This is a genomic window from Ruegeria sp. YTSA219 (assembly GCF_059609985.1).
This window is the reverse complement of the sequence record NZ_JBXWMT010000019.1, coordinates 1-24,870: the sequence shown is the minus strand read 5'-3', so window position 1 is coordinate 24,870 and position 24,870 is coordinate 1. Positions and strand designations below refer to the sequence as shown.

The 24,870-nt window shown below is 57.7% G+C and carries 18 protein-coding genes; 7 read left to right on the top strand and 11 right to left on the bottom strand.

Annotated features, from left to right (window positions below; all coding sequences use genetic code 11):
• Nucleotides 1–37: 37 nt before the first annotated feature.
• The 3 genes from AC2FFB_RS18640 to AC2FFB_RS18630 form a co-directional block, all read right to left on the bottom strand.
• Entirely contained in the window at nucleotides 38–826 is a 789-nt protein-coding gene (locus AC2FFB_RS18640) for a thioesterase family protein (protein ID WP_496824845.1), read from the bottom strand.
• Between the two features lie 26 nt (nucleotides 827–852).
• A complete protein-coding gene (locus AC2FFB_RS18635; RefSeq protein WP_496875288.1) occupies nucleotides 853–2,088 on the bottom strand; it encodes an acyl-CoA dehydrogenase family protein in 1,236 nt (411 codons plus the stop codon).
• A gap of 189 nt (nucleotides 2,089–2,277) precedes the next feature.
• Nucleotides 2,278–2,634 (bottom strand): hypothetical protein, encoded by a 357-nt coding sequence (locus AC2FFB_RS18630; protein ID WP_496701077.1) that lies wholly within the window; start codon nucleotides 2,632–2,634, stop codon nucleotides 2,278–2,280.
• Between the two features lie 174 nt (nucleotides 2,635–2,808).
• Between AC2FFB_RS18630 and AC2FFB_RS18625 the strand changes: the two genes are divergently transcribed.
• From AC2FFB_RS18625 to AC2FFB_RS18615, 3 genes are all read left to right on the top strand, one after another.
• Nucleotides 2,809–3,642 (top strand): bifunctional allantoicase/(S)-ureidoglycine aminohydrolase, encoded by an 834-nt coding sequence (locus AC2FFB_RS18625; protein ID WP_496679189.1) that lies wholly within the window; start codon nucleotides 2,809–2,811, stop codon nucleotides 3,640–3,642.
• A gap of 81 nt (nucleotides 3,643–3,723) precedes the next feature.
• Nucleotides 3,724–4,044: a hypothetical protein gene (locus tag AC2FFB_RS18620; RefSeq protein ID WP_142640120.1), complete on the top strand. Its 321-nt coding sequence runs from the start codon at nucleotides 3,724–3,726 to the stop codon at nucleotides 4,042–4,044.
• Between the two features lie 54 nt (nucleotides 4,045–4,098).
• Nucleotides 4,099–5,085: a type I glyceraldehyde-3-phosphate dehydrogenase gene (locus AC2FFB_RS18615; RefSeq protein ID WP_496875287.1), complete on the top strand. Its 987-nt coding sequence runs from the start codon at nucleotides 4,099–4,101 to the stop codon at nucleotides 5,083–5,085.
• 40 nt (nucleotides 5,086–5,125) lie between these two features.
• On the opposite strand, the gene AC2FFB_RS18610 is transcribed toward AC2FFB_RS18615, so the two are convergent.
• From AC2FFB_RS18610 to puuE, 3 genes are all read right to left on the bottom strand, one after another.
• The gene (locus AC2FFB_RS18610) at nucleotides 5,126–6,553 is read right to left on the bottom strand and encodes a nucleobase:cation symporter-2 family protein (protein ID WP_142640116.1); all 1,428 of its coding nucleotides are present in this window, start codon (nucleotides 6,551–6,553) and stop codon (nucleotides 5,126–5,128) included.
• 63 nt (nucleotides 6,554–6,616) lie between these two features.
• Nucleotides 6,617–7,099, bottom strand: a complete 483-nt coding sequence (locus tag AC2FFB_RS18605; RefSeq protein ID WP_281996058.1) for an ureidoglycolate lyase — start codon at nucleotides 7,097–7,099, stop codon at nucleotides 6,617–6,619.
• Nucleotides 7,096–8,514: an allantoinase PuuE gene (puuE, locus tag AC2FFB_RS18600; protein ID WP_496696890.1), complete on the bottom strand. Its 1,419-nt coding sequence runs from the start codon at nucleotides 8,512–8,514 to the stop codon at nucleotides 7,096–7,098. Before puuE ends, AC2FFB_RS18605 begins: the two co-directional genes overlap by 4 nt.
• Nucleotides 8,515–8,723: 209 nt before the next feature.
• Between puuE and uraH the strand changes: the two genes are divergently transcribed.
• Nucleotides 8,724–9,080: a hydroxyisourate hydrolase gene (gene uraH / locus AC2FFB_RS18595; RefSeq protein WP_142640109.1), complete on the top strand. Its 357-nt coding sequence runs from the start codon at nucleotides 8,724–8,726 to the stop codon at nucleotides 9,078–9,080.
• A 141-nt stretch (nucleotides 9,081–9,221) separates the two neighbouring features.
• Here the strand turns inward: uraH and AC2FFB_RS18590 are convergent, their stop codons facing one another.
• A complete protein-coding gene (locus tag AC2FFB_RS18590) occupies nucleotides 9,222–10,142 on the bottom strand; it encodes a LysR family transcriptional regulator (protein ID WP_281973831.1) in 921 nt (306 codons plus the stop codon).
• A gap of 96 nt (nucleotides 10,143–10,238) precedes the next feature.
• On the opposite strand from AC2FFB_RS18590, the gene AC2FFB_RS18585 reads away from it, so the two are divergent.
• From AC2FFB_RS18585 to AC2FFB_RS18575, 3 genes are all read left to right on the top strand, one after another.
• Nucleotides 10,239–11,462 (top strand): urate hydroxylase PuuD, encoded by a 1,224-nt coding sequence (locus tag AC2FFB_RS18585; RefSeq protein ID WP_496692314.1) that lies wholly within the window; start codon nucleotides 10,239–10,241, stop codon nucleotides 11,460–11,462.
• Nucleotides 11,463–11,618: 156 nt separating this feature from the next.
• Nucleotides 11,619–13,424 carry an autotransporter assembly complex protein TamA gene (locus tag AC2FFB_RS18580; RefSeq protein WP_271952324.1) on the top strand — a complete coding sequence of 602 codons (1,806 nt, stop codon included), beginning with the start codon at nucleotides 11,619–11,621 and terminating at the stop codon, nucleotides 13,422–13,424.
• Nucleotides 13,421–17,494: a translocation/assembly module TamB domain-containing protein gene (locus AC2FFB_RS18575; protein ID WP_496875286.1), complete on the top strand. Its 4,074-nt coding sequence runs from the start codon at nucleotides 13,421–13,423 to the stop codon at nucleotides 17,492–17,494. The genes AC2FFB_RS18580 and AC2FFB_RS18575 overlap by 4 nt, the downstream gene beginning before the upstream one ends.
• Before the next feature lie 457 nt (nucleotides 17,495–17,951).
• On the opposite strand, the gene AC2FFB_RS18570 is transcribed toward AC2FFB_RS18575, so the two are convergent.
• From AC2FFB_RS18570 to AC2FFB_RS18555, 4 genes are all read right to left on the bottom strand, one after another.
• The gene (locus AC2FFB_RS18570; RefSeq protein WP_496714320.1) at nucleotides 17,952–18,884 is read right to left on the bottom strand and encodes a LytTR family DNA-binding domain-containing protein; all 933 of its coding nucleotides are present in this window, start codon (nucleotides 18,882–18,884) and stop codon (nucleotides 17,952–17,954) included.
• Between the two features lie 311 nt (nucleotides 18,885–19,195).
• Nucleotides 19,196–21,979 (bottom strand): formate dehydrogenase subunit alpha, encoded by a 2,784-nt coding sequence (fdhF, locus tag AC2FFB_RS18565; RefSeq protein ID WP_496875285.1) that lies wholly within the window; start codon nucleotides 21,977–21,979, stop codon nucleotides 19,196–19,198.
• A 13-nt stretch (nucleotides 21,980–21,992) separates the two neighbouring features.
• Nucleotides 21,993–23,696 carry an NAD(P)H-dependent oxidoreductase subunit E gene (locus AC2FFB_RS18560; RefSeq protein WP_496875284.1) on the bottom strand — a complete coding sequence of 568 codons (1,704 nt, stop codon included), beginning with the start codon at nucleotides 23,694–23,696 and terminating at the stop codon, nucleotides 21,993–21,995.
• 85 nt (nucleotides 23,697–23,781) lie between these two features.
• Nucleotides 23,782–24,663 carry a LysR family transcriptional regulator gene (locus AC2FFB_RS18555; RefSeq protein ID WP_496694643.1) on the bottom strand — a complete coding sequence of 294 codons (882 nt, stop codon included), beginning with the start codon at nucleotides 24,661–24,663 and terminating at the stop codon, nucleotides 23,782–23,784.
• Nucleotides 24,664–24,870 lie beyond the last annotated feature (207 nt).

Genomic DNA, 24,870 nt, shown 5'->3' with positions numbered 1-24,870 from the left:
CCCATTTGGGCCGGGCGCGCAGAAGCTGGCCGATGGCTCAGGCAGGTGGGAACAACACAAGGGTCTGCAGGGCTGTTCCAACCGGCCCTTCGGTGTCATACAAAACCGATTGCGACATGCCGATACCCGAGGGCTGCCAATGGCAGACAGACTCGGAGGCCAGCCAATCCGAGACCGGCTCGCGGTGCACCTGAATCGTCAGATCGGTATTCATGAACCCCATCTCGGTTGTTGGGGCATTCCACGAAATACCATTGCCGCAATCTGCCAGTGGACACAGCGCCTGAATCGGAGATTGCACCTCGTCCCCAAGCAGCGGAGGCGTGCGCATCCAGATCGTTTTGGGACCGACACCCTGATTTCCACCCTTGGGATAGAGGACATCGGAATAGGTCGCGAACCCCGGAAGATCGTGCCGAATTTCGCCGATGGGAAATGGGCCGTCCACCGTGTCCGCCAGTTGCGGAGATGAGAGAGCGACATTGGGAACCTGGCCAAGGTCGCGGCGGGCAAGGTGCATAGTTGTGGCTACGGCGCATAAAGTGTTGTCCAGATCGTGCACAGTAACCCGAGTGGTCGCTAGCGTTCTGGTGTGCCGCGTCGTCTCGGCCGCAACCCGCAACCCGGACAGGGGCAGCGGGCGCAGCAGATCGACCGTCAGCCGGGTCAGCATCTTACCGGGACCAATTTCAGATTCCGCGGCGCGCACGATCAGACCGCTGACCGGACCAGCATGGCAATGTTCGGCAGACCACGGACCCCGCGCCGGGTCATTGCCGACAAAATCCCCATCCGCGCGAAGTCTGAAATAAGGCAACCTGGACATGTCAGATTTCAAATCCACTTGGGACCTCAGACCTTTTCCTGTGTATGCTTTTTCAGCTCGGTCCGTGCGACCTGACGACGATGCACCGCGTCCGGCCCATCGGCCAGCCGCAGGGTCCGTACATGCGTCCACGCGGTCGCCAGCGGCGTGTCCTGACTTACCCCTTGCCCGCCATACATCTGCACCGCCTCATCAATCACCTTCAATGCGACCCGCGGGGCCACGACCTTGATCTGGCTGATCCACGGGGCCGCCGCGCGCGCATCGCCCTGATCCATGTACCAAGCAGCCTTGAGGCAAAGTAGCCGGGCCATTTCGATCTCCATCCGGCATTCGGCTATGATATCGAAATTCGCCCCAAGCTGCGCCAGCTTCTTGCCAAATGCTTCGCGTTGCAGCGACCGTTTGCACATCTGCTCCAGGGCCATCTCTGCCTGTCCAATAGCACGCATACAGTGGTGAATACGTCCCGGCCCCAATCGACCCTGAGCGATCTCGAACCCACGCCCTTCGCCCAGCAGGATATTCTCGGCAGGCACCCGGACATTGGTAAAGCGAATATGCATATGCCCGTGCGGCGCATCATCATGGCCGTAGACTTCCATCGGGCGCAGCACTTCGATCCCCGGCGTTCCCGCCGGCACCACGATCATCGACTGGCGTTTGTGAACAGGCAGGTCATCACCGCCAGTTCGGACCATTACGATATAGACCTTGCACCGCGGATCACCGGCGCCTGAGGCCCACCATTTCTCGCCATTCAGAACGTAGGAATCGCCGTCCCCTACACAGGACATCGAAACATTGGTGGCATCGGACGAGGCGACATCCGGTTCGGTCATCAGATAGGCCGAGCGAATTTGTCCTTCGAGCAGCGGTTTAAGCCAATCCGCCTTCATCTTCTCGGACCCGTAGCGTTCGAACACTTCCATGTTGCCGGTATCCGGGGCCGAACAGTTGAAAATCTCGGCACCCAGCGGGGTCTTGCCCATTTCTTCGGCGAAAAAGGCGTATTCGACGGTTGTCAGACCCAGCCCTTTTTCACTGTCGGTCAGCCAGAAGTTCCACAAACCCGCCGCCTTGGCCTTGGCCTTCAACCCTTCAAGGATATCCGCCTGCCGGTCGGTATATTGCCAGCGGTCACCTTTGTTGATTTCAGCATGGAACTCTTCTTCCAGCGGCATGACTTCATTTCGGATCATCTCTGTTACGCGGGTCAGCAGTTCGCGGTTTTCCTCGCGCAGGCCGAATGACATGTTCATGAGTTTTCTCCTCCGCCCCGACACGCGGGCATTACCTTTGGGCCGAGAATGACTTAGCCACCGTCATGATGTCCAGTTGGGTGACGGGACGTCACCCACCCCATATGAGATTAAACGGGTGCAGTAACAGGAGACTGGCGACCGTATAGCCGTCAATAACCTGCGTCGCGCGCGGGTGTAGCAACCCAATTAGGGTGTGAAAATCCAGTTACCATTGGCATCCTGGCACCTGCGGGTTCTGATCTCACGGGTCTGCTCGGCACTCGGAGGTCGGATAAAATGCTGCAGATGCACGCAATTATCGCGGACCTCGCGCACACGGACGGTGCCCTTGGCCCCGGTCTCGGTGCTGATCCATTCACTTTCGGCACCAACCTGCGGCAAACCACTGCCCAGCATGGTGTCTGTGGTTGCACTCAGCAATGTGAAATCATCCGGGCTCAACCCCGACTCTGCGATGATGCGAGACAGCGGTTTCGCGCTGCCGGCAACACCAATGCTCAGCACCAGAACACCTGCAACTAATAGTGATCCCCAAATTCTCATACCGCCTCGCAATTCTGCAACCAATTTACATTCAAGGATATACCCGCGAAGGCACAGGGCCAAGCCCTAGTCTGCAACCTTCAAATTATCCCGAAGAAACCTATTGCAACTCTGACGCTAGGCCATGCCGAGCGTCCCTCGCATAGTGCACGAAACACGAACCAGAGGCATTTGATGGCACACCCGACTTATTATGCGCCCCATGGCGGACACCCCGGACAGGACACCCTGTTAACTGATCGCGCCATGTTCACCGAGGCCTATGCCGTTATACCCAAGGGTACGATGCGCGACATCGTCACCAGCTATCTGCCCTTCTGGGAAGACACCCGCCTGTGGGTTCTGGCACGCCCCCTTAGCGGGTTCGCCGAAACCTTTTCGCAATACATCATGGAGGTCCAACCCGGTGGCGGTAGCGATACGCCCGAAACGGACCCCGCAGCGCAGGCGGTCTTGTTCGTTGTCGAAGGGGCGGTCACATTGACGCTTGAGGGAAGTGTTCACGTTTTGGAAACTGGTGGATATGCCTATATCCCAGCTGGTTCCAAATGGGCGTTGCGCAACCATACGGAGCAGCCAGCGCGGTTTCATTGGGTTCGAAAGGCTTATGAGGCAGTGCCCGGCCTGCCCAAGCCGGACCCGATCATCACCAATGAACAAGAGGTCGCCCCGAACGAAATGCCGGGCACCGAGGGTCGCTGGGCCACAACACGTTTCGCGGATCCGCAAGACCTGCGCCACGATATGCATGTCAACATCGTGACTTTTGAACCCGGTGGCGTGATCCCATTTGCCGAAACGCATGTGATGGAGCACGGGCTGTACGTGCTGGAAGGAAAAGCCGTCTACCGGCTGAATCAGGACTGGGTCGAGGTCGAAGCCGGAGACTTTATGTGGCTGCGGGCCTTTTGCCCTCAGGCCTGTTATGCGGGCGGTCCCGGGCGGTTCCGATATCTGCTATACAAAGATGTGAACCGCCAGATGCCTCTTTCACCAGGCGGGCGCTAGGATAAATTCGGCCTTGGCGGGACTGGGCAAGCGCGGTAATCTGGTGGAATAACAAACGGTTTTAGTTCAGGAGATTGTACGATGGCACTGCGCAATGTAACGCTGGCACTGGCGGCTGCAATCGGCCTGACGGCCCTGGATGTGACCCCTGCAACCGCCAAAGAGACAAATACCGTCAACGTCATGAGCCGCACCTGGGCCATTACCCAGGTTTCGGAAGCTCCGGTCGTATACCGTGCCACACGTGATAACAACAATCTCAACCCATTCGGCCCCCCGCCCCGGCTGCGCACTATTCAGGCCATCGCGGCTATTCAGCAGGCAACCGGGTGCAAGCCGATTGTGGCCAGCATGTACCAGAACATCTCGGGCCAGTTCTTTTCACAGGTCAGCTGTAACTGACCCGGACAGGAAACTGGCATTGAGGTTAATCCAAGCCACTGCCATAGCTCGCGCATGAAACTCGCAATTAACGGATTCGGCCGCATCGGCCGCACGATTTTGCGGCAGCTTCTGGCCATGCCGCTCGGTCACGACATCGAACTGGTGCTGATCAACGACATCGCACCGCTAGAGACCTGCGCCTATCTGTTCAAGTACGACAGCACTTTTGGGCCCTATCCGGGCAAAGTGGAACAGGGAACTGCGCAACTGGTTGTCGATGGGCACGCTATTCCTGTTACACACAGCCCCAACCTCAGCCGGGTTGATCTGTCCGGTGTAGATGTCCTGATGGACTGCACCGGCGTTGCCCGGACATCGGATGTTGCTAGTCAGGGCCTGACCGCAGGGGCAAGGAAAGTACTGATTTCCGGCCCCTCGCCTGCGACCGAGGCCACAATCGTTCTGGGTGCAAATGAGGATCAGCTGGGCAATGCGCGGATCGTGTCAAATGCCTCTTGCACCACCAACGGGCTGGCTCCGCTGGTCAAGGTTCTGGACGGGATCGCTGGTGTCGCGTCGGGCCATATGACCACCATTCACTGCTACACCAACAGCCAGCCGATGATCGACGCTCCGCGTGGTGATCTGGCACGGTCACGCGCCGGAGCGCTGTCGATGGTCCCGACCACCACCAGCGCTATGCACCTGATAGACGAAGTCCTGCCCCATCTGGCCGGGCGCATCTCGGGCGCGGCGGTCAGGGTGCCTACGGCAAGCGTTTCCGCGGTTGATCTGATTGTGACGCTGAAGCGCGGCCCGAGCGCCTGCGATTTTGAAACCGCCCTGCGTGCAGCCGTTGCAGAGTCTCCCGTTCTGGGTTGGACGGATGAGCCGCTGGTGTCGTCCGATTTGCGGACGCGGCCGGAATCTCTGATCATCGCAGGGCCAGAAACCCGGCAGATCGGCGAAACTCAGGTTCGTGTTTTTGGCTGGTATGACAATGAATGGGGGTTTTCAGCCCGCATGCTGGATGTCGCTCGTATGATGGCCGACACATAGGCGGACCGCGACCTAACGCGATCCGCCGATTTTCATTTGGTTACTTGCCGGGAAGGCTGCCCGACCCGTGCCCCGACATGCCGCCCGAAACTTCTTCGGTTGCCTCATCGGCCAACTCATCCGGCAGGATCAGATTCAGCACGATGGCGATCAGAGCCGCAGGCAGCAGCCCGCTTTTCATCAGGATGCCCAGAGTATCGGGCAAGTGTTGCACCGCACCCGGCTCGAGCTGGAGGCCGAACCCGATTGACAGCGCGATGGCAAAGATCACCATGTTGCGCCGATTCCAATCCACATCGGACAACATCGAAACACCCGCGGCGACAACCATCCCGAACATGACGATGACGCCACCGCCCAGTACTTCGATCGGAACGGTACGGATGATCGCGCCAACCTTGGGCACCAGGCCGCACAGGATTAGAAACAAGGCGCCGATGGTGACGACATTTCGGCTCATGACGCCGGTCATCGCGATCAGCCCGACATTCTGGCTGAACGACGTGTTGGGTAAGCCGCCGAACACGCCCGCCAGGGCCGAGCCGAAGCCGTCAGCATAGGTTGCACCGGTGATTTCCTTGTCCGTGGCTTCGCGCCCGGCTCCGCCTTTGGTCACACCCGACACATCCCCCACCGTCTCAACTGCCGAAACAAAGGCCATCAGACAGAACCCGATTATGGCGGCGAATGAGAACTCGAACCCATACTTAAAGGGCACAGGCAGGGCGAAAGTTGCAGCGCGGCTCCAGCTTGTTCCGATTGCCTCAAACGTGATCATGCCAACCATCAGGGCATAGACATACCCAACCGCAAGACCAATCAGAACGGCAGAAACCGAAAGCATTCCGCGGGTAAAGAACTTCAGCCCCAGCGTTACCACAACCACGACCAAAGCAGCCGACCAGTTCAGCGCCGAGCCGTATTCAGGCGTTCCAATGGCCGGAACCCCTCCGGCGGCGTATTGAATGCCGACCTTGACCAACGCCAGACCAATCATTGTCACCACAAGGCCTGTGACCAGAGGTGGCAAGGCAAAACGGATCTTGCCAATCACCGTGCCCAGCAGGGCATGGAACACCCCACCGATAATGACACCGCCAAATAATGCGGCCAGACCATCGACGCCTTTGCCAGCAACCAGCGGGATCATGATCGGCAGAAACGCAAAGCTGGTGCCCTGAACAATAGGCAAAGCCGCTCCTACCGGGCCAATCGTCACCGTTTGCAGCAAGGTCGCGACGCCGGCAAACAGCATCGACATCTGGATCAGGTACAGCAGTTCGGGAAAATCGGGGGAGTTCGAACCGAACCCGAACCCGGCGGCCCCTGCAACGATGATCGCAGGCGTCACGTTCGAAACGAACATCGCCAGAACATGTTGAATGCCCAGCGGAACTGCCTTGTGCAGCGCCGGGGTATAATTTGGATCCCGAAGCTGTTCGGGTGTCCCTATTGAAGTGTCAGCCATGAGTTACTGTCCTCTCTGTCAGATTCACGGGGGTCTTACCGCTTATGCTGCGGCTTCATTTGGCTACGACACCACCTGAAAAGGGGTATCGAACCAGTATTCTTCCAGGTTGGGCCCATCGCCGATCCGATCAACAACGGCGAACAATCCAGGGCCATGCAATGGTGTCAAAACGCCGTGCCACGTCCCACGATGATAATTCACCGCCTGACCGGGCCGGGTGACAAAGGCACACGGCTCGCCCGGCTGCCCGTCAACATCTGGTGCTACAACGACCAGAAAGGGTTGATGGGTCATGGGAACAAAGGCCTGACTGCCATCAGGATGCCGTTCAACCATATCCAACTGGTACGGCAGGGTTCGGGGGTTGGCGTTGAACAGGCTGATCCCGGCGCGGCCGCCCGCGAAATCAAGGGCCGCCCGGTCATGAAAACGCCCGCACTGGCCCTGGTTGATGATCTTGTCCGGGTCGCCCGATGCCTCGATCACATCTCCGAACGGGGCAAAAGCGTCAGGCGTTAAAGGAACAGTCCGGATCTGTTTCATGAAGGCAGCACATCCCTCAGGCGGAATTCGGCAATACGCTCGACCTGTCGGCAGGCCTCGGCGAATTCGGTTTCCCGGTCCTGATCTATCCGCCGCTGAAACGCCTGCTGGATAGAGGCTTTGTCATGATCACGCACAGCAATAATGAAGGGAAATCCGAACTTGTCGGTATAGCGCCTATTCAGATCGGTGAAGGCATCGCGTTCGGCATCCGTCAACGCATCCAGCCCCGCCGAGGATTGTTCCGCCGTGCTTTCCTGCGTCAGTCGCTTGGCCTGTGCCAGCTTGCCTGCCAGATCCGGGTGCGCGGTCAGCACGCCCAACCGCTCCTCATCCGAGGCCGAACGGAACATGCGCGTCAGTGCGTTGTGCAACCCGCCGGCAGTATCGTGAGCCGCGCCGAGTTCCAGCCCATGGGCGCGCTCTGCAATCCAAGCCGAATGTTCGAAGATCCCGCCATAAGCGGCAACGAAAGCGTCCCGCGCCATTTCTGACGGCTTTGGACCTGATACAGGCGGGTGCTGCGCTGCCCAATGCTGGGCGATCTCCAGACGGGTCGCGAACCAGACATCCGAGTGCCCACGCGCATAATCCAGAAACCGTTTCAGCGCCATGACCCGACCTGGACGACCGATCAGGCGGCAATGCAGACCGATCGACAACATCTTGGGCGCACCGGCTTCACCCTCGGAATAAAGCGCGTCGAAACTGTCTTTGAGATAGGAATAGAACTGATCGCCCGAATTGAAACCTTGCGGCGTTGCAAAGCGCATATCGTTACAATCGAGAGTATATGGTACGATCAACTGGTCCCGGCCAGAGGCCTGCATCCAATAGGGCAGATCATCCGCATAGGTGTCCGCCACATAGGCAAAGCCCCCCTCTTCTGCCACCAGACGCACGGTGTTCTCGGAACACCGGCCGGTATACCAACCATAGGGACGTTCCCCCACGACCTCAGCATGCAGGCGGATGGCCTCTTCTATTTGAGCGCGCTCTTCCGCTTCAGACATATCCTTATGTTCGACCCATTTCAGGCCGTGACTTGCGATCTCCCAACCTGCGTCTTTCATGGCGGCAACCTGATCGGGCGACCGTGCCAGCGCCGAAGCAACACCGTAAACGGTTATGGGCAAGTCCTGCATCAAGCGGTGCAGACGCCAGAACCCTGCCCGCGACCCGTATTCATAGATCGATTCCATGTTCCAATGACGCTGGTCTGGCCATTGCGCTGCGCCGACAATCTCGGACAGAAAGGCCTCGGACGCGGCATCACCGTGAAGCACGCAGTTCTCGCCACCCTCTTCGTAGTTCAGCACAATCTGAACGGCCAGATTTGCTCCGCCAGGCCACTGGGCGTTTGGCGGGTTGGCTCCGTATCCGATCATGTCACGGGGATAGCGAGGGGGCTGCATGAATGTTCCGTCTCAGTTGTGTTACACTACCTACGCTTTACCGCAGAATTGGAAGCAGTATTATCAAATCAATCCGAACGCTGTTTCCTTTTCTTTCGGCATTCCCAAAGTCTCGGGTTTCGCCCCAGACTGCGTCAAACAATACTCGATTGCAGTTTGCGGTTTTCAACAGCCACTCGTTGCGGTGATCGGAATATGAGGAGAAACGCGTGGCAGGATACCTGACAACCCATGTTCTGGACACCGCCAAAGGCTGTCCCGCAGAGGGGCTGAAAATTGCTCTGTACGCGATAACCCAGGACGGACGCCACAAACTGGCTGAGATGCTGACCAATGCAGACGGGCGAACAGACAGCCCAATACTACCGCAAGCAAACTTTGAAACCGGGGAATATGAGCTTGTTTTCAGCGCGGGTGACTATCTGCGCGCCTCTGGCCAGGCGGATGACGAACCGCTGTTCCTGGATGAGATTCCAATCAGGTTTGGTATGTCTGAAGCAGACGCCCACTATCATGTGCCGCTCTTGCTTTCGCCATACAGCTACTCCACGTATCGTGGCAGCTAACTGACCGGGCGAACCTTCCGCCCGTCGATCGCCCCTGCCGGGCCTCCTCCTGTTGAGCCGGGCGCCGCACCCGTTGGGCGCGGCGCGGATAGTGACGGTTACAGCCCTTCGAGAAAATTTACGCGCGGCCGGGAGCCTTTGCTAACCGTTGATGTCCGAGTTTTGCACAACCTTGCCAATTCGCGCGATCATGAAATCCATGAACAAACGCGCCTTGGGATCCTGGTGACGTCGATGGGTATAGAGACACGCCATCTGAACAGAGACAGGAGGTGTCTCCTTCGCAACCACCACCAGACGTCCTGCCTTGAGATGTTCCGCTGCCTCAAACACAGGTTTCATCGCGATCCCCTGCCCTGACAACGCCCAATCGGTCAAAACATCTCCGTCATCGCATTCAAACCGGCCCGACACGGCATAACGTCTTGGCCCGTCTGGAGTTTCCAGCATCCACTGAAACTCTGCAGCGCCGGGATACCGCAGGTTAAGACACTCGTGCTTGTCGGACACAAGATCGGCTCCGTTTTGCGGCATCCCCCTGCGTTTTACATAGTCCGGTGCGGCACACAGAACCCGCGCGCAATCCGCGATCTTGCGAATACGCAGGGTGCTGTCCTCGGGCTGACCAATGAAAAAGGCCAGATCCAATCCTTCGGTCGTCAGGTCCACTGACCTGTCGGTCAGGCGCAATCGCACATCAATTTCGGGGTATTCCGAGAGAAAATCCGGCACATGTGGGGCTAATAACCTGCGCCCGACGCCCAAAGGCGCGGCTACGAACAGTGACCCACGGGGGGCTTCGGTCAGGTGAACAACCTGCGCCTCGGCTTCATCTACGGCATCCAGGACCGCAACCGCTCCAGGGTAAAACGCACGTCCCTGCTCGGTCGGGCTGAGGTTACGTGTAGTCCTCTGAAACAGACGCACGCCCAAATGATCCTCAAGCTGTGATATTCGCGCCGAAGTCACCGCCGGTGAAACACGCAAATCCCTCCCGGCAGCAGACATGCTGCCCAGATCATAGACACGAACGAAGGTGCGAATATTGTCGAGATAGGACATCTTATCGTTTTTTTTGATACAGTTTGACAATATACGGGAATACCGAAGAAAAGCCAGTTTGCCTAGGGTGACGATAACCTACTGGAGAGAACTCTCATGTTTGAATTCGCCGTGTTCTGGGATTGGATGGCATTTGCTGTGCGCTGGCTGCACGTAATCACTGCTATCGCCTGGATCGGATCATCCTTTTACTTCATCGCTCTGGACCTTGGCCTGAATCGGGATATCCCCGGCCCCGCCGACGGGGAAGAATGGCAGGTACATGGCGGCGGCTTTTACCATATTCAGAAATACCTCGTCGCACCCGAGCGGATGCCGGATCATCTGACCTGGTTCAAATGGGAAAGCTATGCCACCTGGCTTAGCGGAGCTGCGCTGTTGATGATCGTCTACTGGGTTGGTGGAGAGCTTTATCTGATTGATGCCCAAAAGGCCGATCTGGCGCTGTGGCAGGGCATTCTGATCTCGGCTGCCTCGTTGACTATGGGCTGGCTTATCTACGACTTCCTATGCAAATCCGGTCTGGGTGAGCGCCCAACATTACTGATGGTGCTGCTGTTTGTCCTGCTGGTGGTGATGGGCTGGGGGTACAACCAGATATTCACCGGGCGCGCGATGATGCTGCATCTGGGCGCGTTCACCGCCACGATCATGACAGCGAATGTATTCTTCATCATCATGCCGAACCAGCGCATCGTCGTAGACGACCTTAAGAATGGCCGCACCCCGGACCCGAAATACGGCAAGATCGCCAAGTTGCGTTCGACTCATAACAACTATCTGACCTTGCCTGTGGTTTTCTTGATGCTTTCGAACCACTACCCGCTGGCCTTTGCCACCCAATACAACTGGATCATTGCGGCGCTGGTATTTCTGATGGGTGTCACAATCCGTCACTACTTCAATACACGCCACGCCCGCGCCGGTGATCCGACCTGGACCTGGCTGGTGACCGCTCTGCTGTTCATCGCCATCATGTGGCTGTCCACTGCGCCTATGTACAAACCTCTGGAGGAGGCCGAGGCGCAGCCGCTCACCGCATTTGAACAGAAATACGCAGCAGCAGACGGGTTCGAACAGGCACATGATGTCGTTCTGGGGCGCTGTTCCATGTGCCATGCGCGCGAACCGGTTTGGGACGGCATCCTGTGGGCGCCAAAGGGCATTCTTCTGGAAACCCAAGGTGACATCGCCCGCAATGCGAAACAGATTTACCTGCAGGCCGGTGTCAGTCACGCCATGCCACCCGCAAATGTCACCTATATGGAACCGGAAGATCGCGCGGCGATCATTCGCTGGTTCCGCAATGCTGGCCTTTGAACTGGCACTGAGCCATCACTTGTTCCGCTAATTTTCTTGGCCAAACGATAAACGCTTCCCCTACACGATTACAGATGTTCTAACTATCCTGAAGGGGCCGCCACATCCGAAAAGGCGCCGAAATTAATTTCTAGTTGGGGCAGCTGGAGCCAATAGATGCAGCGAATAAGACAATGCAGCTTTGTGAGAAATTGTCTGTTCGGAATAGTCGTCGCCACATTGCCCACATCGCTGGCCGCATTGGAAACCGTCCTCACGGCACCGGGCGCTCCGAAAGCGCTGGTTGAACGGATCGAAGATACCGCATCGGTGACAACCGCAGAATCCCGCGGGCTGGACACGCCGCTTGAACTTTTGTCAGCGGCCCTGTCGGACTATACCACCATAGTTCAGATCCTTTATGACGAAGGCTATTTCAGTCCCGTCGTCAGCATTAAACTGGACGGGAAAGAGGCGGCGGAACTCAGTTCACTCAACGTGCCCAATCAGATCAACAAAATCGTGATTGCTGTTAAAACCGGCCCAACCTTCACATTTGGCCAGGCGGTGGTCCGGCCGATCGCAACCGAAACGGTTCTTCCCGAAGACTATGCGTCGGGCAAACTGGCCACCACCGGCGCCATTCAGCAAGCCGCGTCAGCAGGCGTGCAGGGATGGCGTGACGCTGGTCATGCCAAGGCCGAGGTCAGCGGCCAGAAAGTCATTGCCCGCCACGCCCAGGCAAAGCTGGATTCCCGCATTGACCTCGCCCCGGGACCGCGTCTGAGCTTTGGAAAAATGTACATCAAAGGCGACAGCGATGTTCGCCACAGGTCCGTCGAACAAATCGCCGGCTTCCCAACCGGAGAGGTGTATTCCCCCCAGCAGGTGCAAAAGGTCGGAACCCGGCTTCGCCGCACCGGCACGTTTAATATTGTCTCGATCGAAGAGCACGACACTCCCAACCCTGATGGCTCCCTGGATTTCGATGTCTATCTTGAAGACATGCCCAAACGCCGCCTGACCTTCGGTTTGGAAGTGGCCTCGCGCGATGGGATGGAGCTGTCGACGACCTGGACGCATCGCAACGTGTTCCGCCGCGCCCAACGCCTGCGGTTTGAGGCATCGTTGCGCAATATTGGCGGGGCCGAGGATCTGGACGGGCGCATCGGGCTGCGGCTGGATCAGCCCGACCGGCTGGGCCCCGATGACAGTACGTTCTGGAGCGCCCTTCTGGAACGTCGCAACACCGACAATTACAACGTGACGGTGACGTCTCTGGCCTATGGTGCAAGACGCACATTTTCAGACCGCCTATACGCCGAGGCATCCGCCGGGTTTCAGTGGTCGGATGCAGATGACGCCTATGGCGACGGGCGTAAGTTCCGCTATTTCATCCTGCCGTTCCGCTCCGAATGGGATGAAAGGGACAGCAAGGTCAGCGCCGCCAATGGCTATTACCTGGATGCCCGTGTGATGCCATTTGTCGGCCTGTCCGACACAGAAACAGGCCTCAGGATGTTTGCGGACGCGCGTGCCTATACCAGTCTGCGGACGCAAGGTCGTCTCGTGCTGGCCGGACGGGTCCAGATTGGGTCGATTGTAGGACCCGCCTTGGACGGGGTCACACCCGATTTCCTGTTCTTTTCGGGCGGTGCGGGCACTGTGCGCGGTCAGCCCTATGAAAGCCTCGGCATTCCTGTTGGCAATGAGGTTGCTGGCGGCAAGTCTTTCCTCGGTCTATCTGGCGAAGTTCGCGGCAAAATCACCGAGACAATATCGCTGGTCGGGTTTTATGATTATGGTGTTGTCGACACGTCCTCTTTTGTCAGCAGCGCTGCAGAGAGCCATTCCGGCGCCGGGCTTGGTATCAGATATGACCTCGGTGGTTTTGGCCCCCTGCGTCTTGATCTCGCCCTTCCCGTTCAGGGCGGCACCGGGGACGGATTGCAGTTTTACATCGGAATTGGTCAGGCATTTTGACACATCGTTTCTCATATCCAGTTTTGGCGGCTGTTCTGCTGTGGGTGCCCTACCCCGTTCTGGCGCAGGACGAAGGCGGCAGTATGCTAGAGCAGTTTCTGCAGGATACCCTGTCCGGTGATGATCAGAACGTAACCGTCAAAGGCTTGCAAGGCGCCCTCAGCGCACGGGCCACAATCGCAGAGATCACGGTATCGGATGATGAGGGCGTCTGGCTGACCATCAAAGATGCCGAACTGGATTGGAACAGACTGGCCCTGATACGTGGGCGGTTCTCGGTCAATGCGCTGACAGCGCAAGAGATCGACGTAGCCCGTGCGCCGGGCACCACAACCAAAGATGCCCCTCCTCCCTCTGCGGAAACCCAGACATTCCAGCTGCCCGAGCTGCCTGTCGCAGTTGAAATCGGCGAAATCCGCGTGGATCAGCTGTCGCTGGGGCAGCCGCTGATTGGGGTAGCCGCCGACTTATCCGTCACCGGCAATCTGTCGCTTGCTGATGGAACGCTGGACACCAATCTCGACGTGGTGCGGCTGGATCGTGCCGGAGATGAGATCACACTGACCGCCGGGTTCGACAACTCGACAAGCGAGATCAATCTGGACCTGAACGTGGCCGAGGCATCCGGCGGGCTTATTTCGACCGCTTTGAACATTCCCGACAGCCCAACGATCGAGCTGACGGCAAAAGGCGCCGGACCGCTGACGGATTTCACCGCCGATATCGGGCTGAGCAGTGACGGGCAGCAGCGTCTGGCTGGGCAGGTTCGGCTTGGTTCGGCCCCTGACGACACTGCGGAAGGCATAGCATTTACCGCCGATCTGAACGGAGACCTGACACCCTTCGTCGGCCCTGCCATCGACCCGTTTTTCGGGGCGGACTCGCGGCTGTTCGTGCAAGGTCAGACCCTGCCCGAAGGGGCTCTGGACCTGTCCGATCTTCAGCTTGCTACGCAGGCGCTGAACCTAGAGGGGGAGTTGGCCCTGGCCGAGGGCGGCACATTGCAGTTTGCCGCCTTGCAGGGACGCATTACCCCGCCGCAGGGACAGGCGGTCACGCTTCCGGTTGGCGGTGGTGACAAAACGATCAAGTCCGCGCAGATCTCGACCTTGTTTGATCAGAAGAACGGCAATCTCTGGGATCTTAGCCTGACAGCAGATAGTTTCAAATCCCCCCAGGCCGAACTTGAGAGCATCCAAATTATCGCGCAAGGCGTGCTCGATCAGACCCTTGGATTTACGGTGAACGGTGATCTGCAGGCCAGCGTCACGGGCATAGATTTGACCGATCCGAACCTGAATACAGCCGTCGGAGACCGCATCACGCTGGACGGGCAATTTGAGTATGGTGATGACCAGTCGCTGACATTGTCCGGTTTCGAACTGATCGGATCAGATTACACTCTCGCGCTGGACACGCTGATCAGCGGATTGACCAGCGGGCTGGCGGTCGATGGCAAAGCTATGCTGGACGCGACCGATCTGTCCCGGTTCTCTGGCCTGGCCCAGATGGATCTGGCCGGGTCAGCCTCGGCAGAGGTTCAGGGCAAGGGCTCTCCGCTTGAGGGCAGCTTTGACGGCAAAGTGGTAGTTCAGGGCAACAACCTGTCGACCGGTCGCGACGATATCGACCCCGTGATCGCAGGCCAAACCACCATCACGCTGGACGCCAGCCGTGGAGGGGATGGCATTTCCATCCGCGAGTTTAATCTGGACGGTCAGGCCGCGCAGGCACAGGCAAGTGGCGAAGTGACCACGCCTGATGGCAATCTGACAATCGACGGTCAGGCCAGCCTCAACGCGCCCGACCTCTCGGTCTTTTCCGGGCTGGCCCAGCGACAGCTTGGCGGGTCGCTCAGCGCACAAATGGACGGCAAAGGCACCCTGCAGACGCAAGAGTTTGATGGCACGGCCAGCATTACGACGCAGGATCTGCAGACAGGTATATCCGAAGTCGATCCTCTGCTTGCAGGCAAAACCGTGATCGCCTGGGATGGTGCGAAAACGGGAGACCTTATCGACATACGCAAAGCCACCATCAACGGACGGGCCGTGACAGCACAGGTGAGCGCGTCGATCAATGACCCAACCGGCAATCTAGTTCTTGATGGTCAGGCACAGGTGACTGTCCCTGATCTTTCGCTATTTTCGGACCTCGCGGGCCGGGATCTTGCCGGGTCGGTTACCGCGGATATCAATGGCAACGGAGCTTTGTCCAGCCAGACCTTCGACATAGCCGGCGATGTCGATGCGCAGGACGTCCAGATTGGCATCAGTCTCGTCGACAAACTGATCGAAGGTCGAACGACGCTGCGTGTCGATGCCGAGAACAGTGATCAGGGTCTGAATGTCCAAAACTTCAAACTGCGGGGCACCGCCTTGACCGCAGACGCTTCGGGTCAGGTCAGCAAAGAGACCGGCGGGCTGAGCTATTCGGTAAAGCTGGACGATCTTGCGCGGATTTCCAAGACGTTGTCAGGACCACTCACATTGGAAGGCAACGCCGCGCCAACAGCTTCGGGCCTTGAAGGAAGAGTCAGCTTGCGTGGGCCGGACAGTTCATACGCGTCGCTGACGGGGTCTGTCGGCTCTGACGGATCGGCAGACTTGGACTTTGACGCCGAGCTAAACAAGGTCGAGCGTTTCGCCCCAGACTTTCCAGGTACAATCACCGCCAATGGGACCGCAAAGCGCAAGGCAGGCGTCTGGACTATCAACTCTTCGGCGCAGGGCCCGGCACAGATCACCGGCGAAATCTCGGGCACGTTCGATGAAACCACAGGAAACGCCGATCTGCATGCGCAAGGCGGGGTTAATATCGGTATCGCAAACCTGTTCATCACCCCCAACCAAATCGACGGGACTGCGCGGTACGACCTTAGCTTGAATGGCCAACCCTCGCTTGAGGCGCTCAGCGGGTCGATCACGACCTCTGGAACCTCGTTGGCGATACCGGGTGCCGGTCAGACCATTACCGGCATCAGCGGCGCGGTCGAGTTGGCCAACAACCGCGCCAACATCTCCCTAAATGGTGGAACCCGCGCCGGGGGTAATTTCACCGTCGCGGGCCCGATTGACCTGACGCCTCCGTTCAATGCGCAAATTACGACCACGCTCAATCGTCTCGTGCTGACGGATCAGCTTTTGTACGAGGCGATCCTGAACGGGCAAATCGCAATGACCGGAGCTTTGGCGGGCAACAGCACAATAGTCGGGCAAATTACATTCGAGGAAACCAATATTAATCTCGCCGCCGCCTCGGGTGCGGTCGGCGCTGCACCCATACCAGAGATCGAACATATCAACGAAAACGCGGCCAGCTATAGGACTCGGGAACGTGCCCGTTTGGTAAAACAGGACGATGCCACCCAAAGCGATTCCCGTATTGCGCTGGACATCGCTCTGCTCGCCCCCAAGGCCGTGTTTGTCCGAGGTCGAGGCGTGAATGCCGAACTCGGCGGACAGCTGTACATAGGCGGAACAACAACCTCGATCATTCCTTCGGGCCAGATCGCTCTAATCCGAGGCAATTTCGACATTCTGGGCCGCAGGCTGGCCCTGACAAAAGGGATCGTGACCCTACAAGGCGACTTGACACCCTATATCGAATTTGAATCCTCAAACAGCACCTCGGACGGGACCGCTACAATCGAAATCGCCGGGCCGCTGGACGCCCCCGAAGTCAACGTGTTCTCGGATCCGGAACGGCCAGCAGAAGAGGCGCTGGCCATGCTGTTGTTTGGCAACCGTTTCTCTGAGCTGTCGCCCTTTGTCATTGCCCAGATGGCGGCTTCGCTGGCGCAGCTCAGCGGTGCAGGAGGGGATGCAACCAAGGGTCTGAGGGAGTCGACCGGTGTCGACACAGTCGATATCGGAGCAACGTCAAGCGGCGGAATTTTGGGCGCCGGGGCGTATCTGGGTGACAATCTCTATACCGACTTCAACGTGAACACCGAAGGAAATACCGAAGTGAACCTCAATCTGGACGTCACCGATAATATCACAATGCGCGGAACCGTTGACGGGCGGGGGGAAACGGGATTGGGTGTCTTTTTCGAGCGCGACTACTAATCCTGCGCAAAACTCTGCATCTGTGACAACAGTTTCGGGCCAAATCACAGGAAGGCAGGGAATTTCATTAACCCCTTTACTATCAATTTCTTAACATGACAGCGAATGCACAAGTCGCTCTATTCATTTCGTGCGACACGAATTTTCATTGCCGTTCGTTTCGAATTTTTGACGTTTCGTACCAATTTCATTGCCAGGTCCGTGCCTATGCAGGAAAAGAAGGCAGCGCCTGGTTTTGCGGCGTCTTTATCGAGTGACTTGTTGACCAGTACGACCTGATTATAGAGGGGGAAAAACTCAAAATCGGGGAAAGCAAAAGATCAAAATTCAAATCTTTTCATTACTAAAAATATTGAACTGCCCACCTTCCCATCCACTGCGTATTCTGTACCCAGCAGCGATGGGAAGGTGGATTATCTAAACGAACCGATAAGCCGGATGTTTCCGCCGAACGATGTCAGGTTTGTTGTTGTGAAGCTTTAACTGTTGCCGGGCTTTCCGCTGACGCCATCTCGGACAGCCAATCACGCACGGCGCCGTGCCGGCTACGGGCGATCGCGATCTTTTTGCCGCAGCCCAGAACCAGATATCCGACTTCATTCAGGCTTTTAGCAATATCCACACACCGATTAGCAACCCAAAAGGACCGATGCACCTGTAGGCCATAGCATTCTGGCATTTGCGATAGGATGCCTTTGAACGTTGAACGCACCAGCACTTCTTTTTCATCTACACGCAGGGTGACATAGTGCTGCTGAGCCTGAACGAACAAGATATCCTTGGCCAAAAAATTTTGCCCATTGGCGGACACTAAACCATTGGCCACAGGAACACGGGATTCCACTCTGCTATCCGGCTCTTCCTCGGGTTGCGGATCGCCGGCGCGCAGGCGGGCCAGATAAGGTGGAAAAACCCAAACGATTACGATCACTTCAATTCCAACGACGAGAAAGTACTGAGGCAGCAAAAGCGGCGAGTTTTCAAAGCTGAAAGACAGAAACGTACTGAAAACCATTGTCGTTGCGAATTGGGCAAACTTCATCGCCCCATACGCAACGGGAAAACATGTCAGCGGGGTGAAAAACCGTTTGATGCCCAGATATCGGCTGCAGACTGCCTCAAAAAGCAACATCAGAACCACCGAACCCATATACCCCAGCAATCCGAACATCCAATAGATCGATCGCCCCAGCCCGTTTAGCGGTTCAGCAAACAATGACGGCGTCGCACCAAGGAGCAACAGCATCAAAGCGGGCAGAAACATCAGGAAGTTTCTGGACAGGAAAAAACTAAGGACTTCGCTCAGGATCGCATCAACCGACATACCCGGCAATACGACAAACGAAAGCTCAGCCTGTTTCAAATCGTTATACACGTCTTGCGGTTTCATTCAGCCCTTGTTGCTCTGATCGCACTACTACCATCTATTTCGGCTTCGGCGCCTAGGCCCGACCGCCCACAGGTTCGGGCCCTGCGCAATCGGTTCCCCAATTTCGTTTCCAAACCCAATCAAGACCTAACCTCACGACCGCAAAATGGGCGCTTGGTGGCGTTTTCTTAGGTTTAAAATTGCTGAAACCAGAGAAATATGGCGCAAATGGCGCAAAGCTGAGTGGGAAATGCCTATTTCCCCGTTGACGTTGCGGAAACCTAAAAGGGCGGCCTCGCAAGGCCGCCCTCAAAAACTCTACTCCGACACTCTTACTCAGCCGCGATTACGCCTTCGATCTTTTCAACGCGAATGGCCGAGAATTTGAACTCAGGGATTTTACCATAAGGGTCGATGGCCGAGTTGGTCAGGATATTCGCTGCCGCCTCAACATAGGCAAAGGGGATGAACACCATGTCCTCTGCAATCGCCCGGTCGGCACGCACCATGATCTCGATCGAGCCGCGACGGGTGGTCAGGCGAATGGTCTCGCCCGGTTCGATTCCCATCAGCTTTAGCTGACGTGGGTTCATCGAACAGTTGGCCTCCGGTTCAACCGCATCCAGCACCGTGGCCCGGCGGGTCATTGACCCTGTGTGCCAATGTTCAAGCTGACGACCCGTGGTGGCGATCATCGGATACTCCTCATCCGGCGCTTCATCCGGCTGGATCACACTGGCAGGAGTGAACTTGGCCCGCCCATCGGCACGAGGGAAGCCATCACCAAACACAATCGCTTGGCCCGGATCGGTCTCAGACAGCGACGGGTAGGTGATTGTTTCGGTCTCCAGCCGCTCCCAGGTGATGTTGTCGAGCGACGCCATGGTCAGCTTCATCTCATCAAACACCTGGCTAACATCGGTGTAATCCCAGTTCAGCCCGATGCGTTGCGCAAGCTCAACGGTGATTTTCCAGTCCTCACGCGCCTCACCCGGAGGTGCCACAGCCGGACGCACACGCTGAACTTGACGGTTGGTGTTCGACACGGTGCCGTTCTTTTCATACAGCGCCGAGGCAGGCAGGATGATGTCGGCGTAGTTCGCCGTTTCGGTCAGGAAGATGTCCTGCACGATCATCAACTCCAGCTTGGCCAGTGCGTCCCGCGCGTGGCCTACATCGGGGTCGGACATGGCTGGGTTTTCACCCTGAATATACATGCCCTTGATATTACCCGCATATGCTTGATCGATGATTTCAGTGACGGTCAGGCCTTTTTCGTTCGAGAAATCCTCAGATCCCCAGACCGAGCTGAACTGTGCCCGAATGCCGTCATCCATAACCGACTGATAATCCGGCAGGAACATCGGGATCAGACCCGCGTCAGACGCGCCCTGCACGTTGTTCTGGCCACGCAGCGGGTGCAGACCCGCGCCGGGTTTACCAACATTGCCGGTCATCAATGCCAGCGAGATCAGGCATCGTGAGTTATCCGTGCCGTGGATGTGCTGACTGACGCCCATACCCCAGAAGATCAGACCAGCCTTGGCCTGCGCGAAGGTACGCGCGACACGACGCAGCTGATCTGGCTCAATGCCACAAATGGGCGCCATTGCCTCGGGCGTGTAGGCGCGCAGATGCTCTTTTTCGGCTTCCCAGTTCTCGGTCCAGCGGTGGATGTACTGGCTGTCGTACAGTTCCTCTTCGACGATCACGTTCATGATCGCGTTCAGCATCGAGACATCGGCACCGGGGCGGAATTGCAGCATCTCATCAGCAAATTTACGCATGCCGACACCACGTGGGTCCATCACGATCAGCTTGCCGCCGCGCTTGGTGAACTGCTTGAAATAGGTCGCCGCAACGGGGTGATTCTCAATCGGGTTGGCCCCGATGATGATAGCCACATCCGCGTTTTCGATCTCGTTAAAGGTTGCGGTCACAGCACCCGAACCGACGTTTTCAATCAGCGCCGCCACCGATGAGGCATGGCACAGACGCGTGCAGTGGTCGACATTGTTGTGCCCAAATCCCTGACGAATGAACTTCTGGAACAGATATGCTTCTTCGTTGGTACACTTGGCCGAGCCAAAGCCCGCGACATTGCGTGGGTCCTGGTCGCGCAGCGCCTTCAGTCTGGAGGACGCCAGGTCCATCGCCTCTTCCCAGGTCGCTTCGCGGAAATGGGTCGACAGGTCTGACGGATCGACGTTCAACCCCTTGGCAGGCGCATCCTCGCGCCGGATCAGCGGCTTGGTCAGGCGGTGGGGATGGTGGATATAGTCGAACCCAAACCGGCCTTTAACACACAGGCGGCCTTCATTGGCAGGGCCGTTGATCCCCTCGACATATTTCACCTTGCCGTCTTTGACCTTGAGCGAGACCTTACAGCCAACGCCACAGAACGGGCAGACACTTTCGGTCTCGGAATCATAGTCCTTGCTGTCGCCAACCTGCTGGTCGTCCAGCACTGTGGCAGGCATCAGGGCACCGGTCGGACAGGCCTGAACACATTCACCACAGGCGACACAGGTCGAATCCCCCATCGGGTCGTTCTGGTCAAACACCACCTGCGCAGTGTGTCCACGACCGGCCATACCGATCACGTCGTTCACCTGCACGTCGCGGCATGCACGAACGCAGAGGTTGCAGTTGATGCAAGCATCCAGATTAACCCGCATCGCGATATGGCTGTCATCCAGCAACGGGATTTTCCCGGGCTCTTTGGCAGGGAACCGGCTGTCGCTGACATCGTTCAGTTCGGCCATGTCCCAGAAATGGCTGGATTTATCGTGCGCCTCTTTGGGTTGGTCGGCGACCAGGAGTTCCATGACCATTGCGCGTGATTTCTCGGCACGGTCGGTATCGGTCTTGACGACCATGCCCTCGGCAGCGGGACGGATGCACGAGGCGACCAGCGTGCGCTCGCCCTCGACCTCGACCATGCAGGCGCGGCAGTTGCCGTCGGGTTTGTAACCCGGCTGGGGCTTGTGGCAGAGGTGCGGGATCGTGAACCCCTGCCCCTTGGCGGCTTCCCAGATGGTCCAGCCTTCGGGCACGGTGACGTCATTTCCGTTCAGATTGAAGGTGACGGTCTTGGTTGGGCTTGCATCAAGCATGGCTCTGTCTCCCTCAGATTTCGTCAGCGAAATGTTTCATGACCAGGCGGATCGGGTTCGGGGCCGCCTGCCCCAGTCCGCAGATCGAGGCATCGCCCATGACCTGGCACAGATCTTCCAGCAGATCCTGATCCCACTTGTCAGCCTGCATCAGCTTGACCGCCTTTTCACAGCCCGCCCGGCAGGGCGTGCACTGGCCACAGCTTTCATCCTCGAAGAAGCGCAACATGTTCAGCGCAGCATCGCGGGCCGTATCCTGATCGGACAGAACCACCACAGCAGCGGAACCGATAAACGTCCCGTGTGGTTGCAAGGAGTCGAAGTCCAGAGGGATATCATCCATCGACGCAGGCAGCAGACCCGAAGACGGCCCACCCGGCTGATACGCCTTGAAAGTCTGACCCTCGGCCATGCCGCCAGCCGCCTCAATCACATCCACAATGGTCGACCCTGCGGGCAGTAGATAGACGCCCGGCTGCGCCACCCGGCCCGAGACCGAATAGCTGCGCAGACCCGTGCGCCCATTCTTTTCCGTGCTGTTGAGGCATTCCGGCCCCTCGCGGCAGATTTTCGACACCCAATAGAGCGTCTCGACATTGTGCACCAAGGTCGGACGGTTAAAGACCCCAACCTGCGCCACAAACGGAGGCCGGTGACGCGGTAAGCCTTTCTTGCCTTCGATCGACTCGATCATCGCGGATTCTTCGCCGCATATATAGGCACCGGCGCCCCGGCGCAGATCGATATATCCCTTTTCAATCAGGCCAGCTTGTTCCAGCTCGGCAATCTCGCGGCGTAGAATTTCCAGCACCGCCGGATATTCATCGCGCATATAGATAAAGCAGGTCTCGGCCTCTACCGCCCAGGCAGCTATTAGCATGCCTTCAAGGAAGACATGCGGCGTGCGTTCAAGGTAGTAGCGATCTTTGAACGTGCCAGGCTCACCTTCATCGCCATTCACGGCCAGATAACGGGTGCCTTCGTTCATGCGAACGAAGCCCCATTTCTTGCCGGACGGGAAGCCAGCTCCACCCAGACCGCGCAAGCCCGAGGACAGGATGTCTTCCTGTACTTTCTCCCAATCACCGCTCTCGCGCAGCTCTTTCAGCTTTGCATAGCCGCCGTTTGCTTCATATGCCGCAAAGGTTTCATAGGCGGGCAGATGGGCGTGGGTATCATCCGCAGCAATCGCCGCCTGCACCTTTTCAGGGGTGGCATGGTCGATATGGTTATGCCCGATCTCCAGCACAGGCGCAGTATCGCAACGACCCATGCAAGGCGCACGCAGGACACGGACGTTGGAAGGATCAAGACCGTCTTCCAACGCCTTTTGCAACTGCTGGGCACCGGCCATTTCGCAGGACAGGGAATCGCAGACGCGGATGGTCAGCGCGGGCGGCGGGGTTTCATCCTCTTTCACCACATCGAAATGGGCATAGAAGGTGGCGGTCTCATATATCTCGGCCTGACCAATCCGCATCTCGACGGCCAGCGCAGCAATATGATCGGCGCTGATATGGCCGTGTTCGTCCTGAATCAGATGCAGAAATTCGATCAAAAGGTCGCGACGGCGGGGACGATCGCCCAGCAGGCGCGTGATCTCGGCCTGTGCCTCATCCGTGAACTGACGGCCTTTGGGTGTGTGCCGCCCCTTGCCTTTACCTGACTTCCAGACGCCCTTTGGCGCGCCTGATGGCTTGGTATCTAATGGTGCCATGATGCCCTCCGATTCAGGCCCCGTGTCTCATCAGACTAGCATATCGTCAAATCGCATATTTCAATCGCACGATAACGACACCTTATCACCGCAAAGACGCCACCACCGCGCGCAACGCTCCAACCGTTGGCAGTTCCGGATCGCGTGTCAGGGTCGCCAGACAGATAGGTTTGCTGACCACCGGATCGACCAAAGGCAGAACCTTTGTTCCCTTCAGATCCCCCAACGCCCGAACCAACACGCGTGGCACCACGGTGGCCGCCAATCCCTCACGCGCCATGACCATTGAGGCAGTGAACCCGCTGGTTTCCGCGACCACATGAGGATGCAGGCCCTGTTCGGCGAAAATCCGGTCTAATATGCGGCGGTTCTGCATCTGCGGTTCAAGCAGGCTGACCGGAAATTCGGCGACCCGCGCCCAGGGTATTGGCCCCGTTTCGTCTGTCATATGAGACGGGATCAACAGGACATAGGTTTCTTCATACAGCGACTGTACCTGCCGCAAATCGGTGCCGATACTGTCGCCATATGTGATGCCCGCATCCAGACTGCCTTCGTCCAGCCGATGTTGAATGGCCGTAGCCGACATCGTTTCGATCCGAGTGATGATGCGCGGATGCGCCTGCTGCAGACGCTTGATCAACCGGCCCGTAAAGGCGATTGCGGTCGGGATCACGCCCAGTATCAGAGTCCCCGTGATTTCCCCCTTTGCCGCCTGCACCTGCTGTTCCAAGGCCTTGGTGTCGTCCAGAATGCGCCGCGCCCGCTGGACGATCATCTCGCCCTCTTCGGTCAGGCCCTGAAACCGGTTGGCGCGGCGGACGATGGACACGCCCAACCGATCCTCTAGGTTGCGAATACGCATTGAAAACGCAGGCTGGGAAATCCCGCATTCCTCGGCTGCCTTTGCAAAATGCCGGTGCCGCGCCAAAGCGCTGAGCAGTTGCAGGTCGCGGATTTCGATCATGTGGCGGCATCACTCATATCAGGTCGATGCCGACACTAGCGGAATTCCTTGGGATACGGAAAGCAGGAGTTAAACCCGGCCCCTCCTCGAACCGATCCTTATTACCATTGGTAATGCCAAGTTTGGGCCTTAGGGTCAGGACTCATAGCCAATAGATGACGAGAGCTGCGATGGCGATTGCTGAGAGGAAGACCTTCGGGCACCTGT

Excerpts from the sequence above, each read along its gene's own strand:
- AC2FFB_RS18580 (WP_271952324.1), top strand. The coding sequence starts at position 11,619 with ATGCAGCGAATAAGACAATGCAGCTTTGTGAGAAATTGTCTGTTCGGA.
- fdhF (WP_496875285.1), bottom strand. The coding sequence starts at position 21,979 with ATGCTTGATGCAAGCCCAACCAAGACCGTCACCTTCAATCTGAACGGA.
- AC2FFB_RS18560 (WP_496875284.1), bottom strand. The coding sequence starts at position 23,696 with ATGGCACCATTAGATACCAAGCCATCAGGCGCGCCAAAGGGCGTCTGG.
- AC2FFB_RS18570 (WP_496714320.1), bottom strand. The coding sequence starts at position 18,884 with ATGAAACCGCAAGACGTGTATAACGATTTGAAACAGGCTGAGCTTTCG.
- AC2FFB_RS18625 (WP_496679189.1), top strand. The coding sequence starts at position 2,809 with ATGGCACACCCGACTTATTATGCGCCCCATGGCGGACACCCCGGACAG.
- AC2FFB_RS18630 (WP_496701077.1), bottom strand. The coding sequence starts at position 2,634 with ATGAGAATTTGGGGATCACTATTAGTTGCAGGTGTTCTGGTGCTGAGC.
- AC2FFB_RS18590 (WP_281973831.1), bottom strand. The coding sequence starts at position 10,142 with ATGTCCTATCTCGACAATATTCGCACCTTCGTTCGTGTCTATGATCTG.
- AC2FFB_RS18585 (WP_496692314.1), top strand. The coding sequence starts at position 10,239 with ATGTTTGAATTCGCCGTGTTCTGGGATTGGATGGCATTTGCTGTGCGC.
- AC2FFB_RS18635 (WP_496875288.1), bottom strand. The coding sequence starts at position 2,088 with ATGAACATGTCATTCGGCCTGCGCGAGGAAAACCGCGAACTGCTGACC.
- AC2FFB_RS18615 (WP_496875287.1), top strand. The coding sequence starts at position 4,099 with ATGAAACTCGCAATTAACGGATTCGGCCGCATCGGCCGCACGATTTTG.
- AC2FFB_RS18620 (WP_142640120.1), top strand. The coding sequence starts at position 3,724 with ATGGCACTGCGCAATGTAACGCTGGCACTGGCGGCTGCAATCGGCCTG.
- AC2FFB_RS18610 (WP_142640116.1), bottom strand. The coding sequence starts at position 6,553 with ATGGCTGACACTTCAATAGGGACACCCGAACAGCTTCGGGATCCAAAT.
- AC2FFB_RS18640 (WP_496824845.1), bottom strand. The coding sequence starts at position 826 with ATGTCCAGGTTGCCTTATTTCAGACTTCGCGCGGATGGGGATTTTGTC.
- AC2FFB_RS18555 (WP_496694643.1), bottom strand. The coding sequence starts at position 24,663 with ATGATCGAAATCCGCGACCTGCAACTGCTCAGCGCTTTGGCGCGGCAC.
- puuE (WP_496696890.1), bottom strand. The coding sequence starts at position 8,514 with ATGCAGCCCCCTCGCTATCCCCGTGACATGATCGGATACGGAGCCAAC.
- AC2FFB_RS18605 (WP_281996058.1), bottom strand. The coding sequence starts at position 7,099 with ATGAAACAGATCCGGACTGTTCCTTTAACGCCTGACGCTTTTGCCCCG.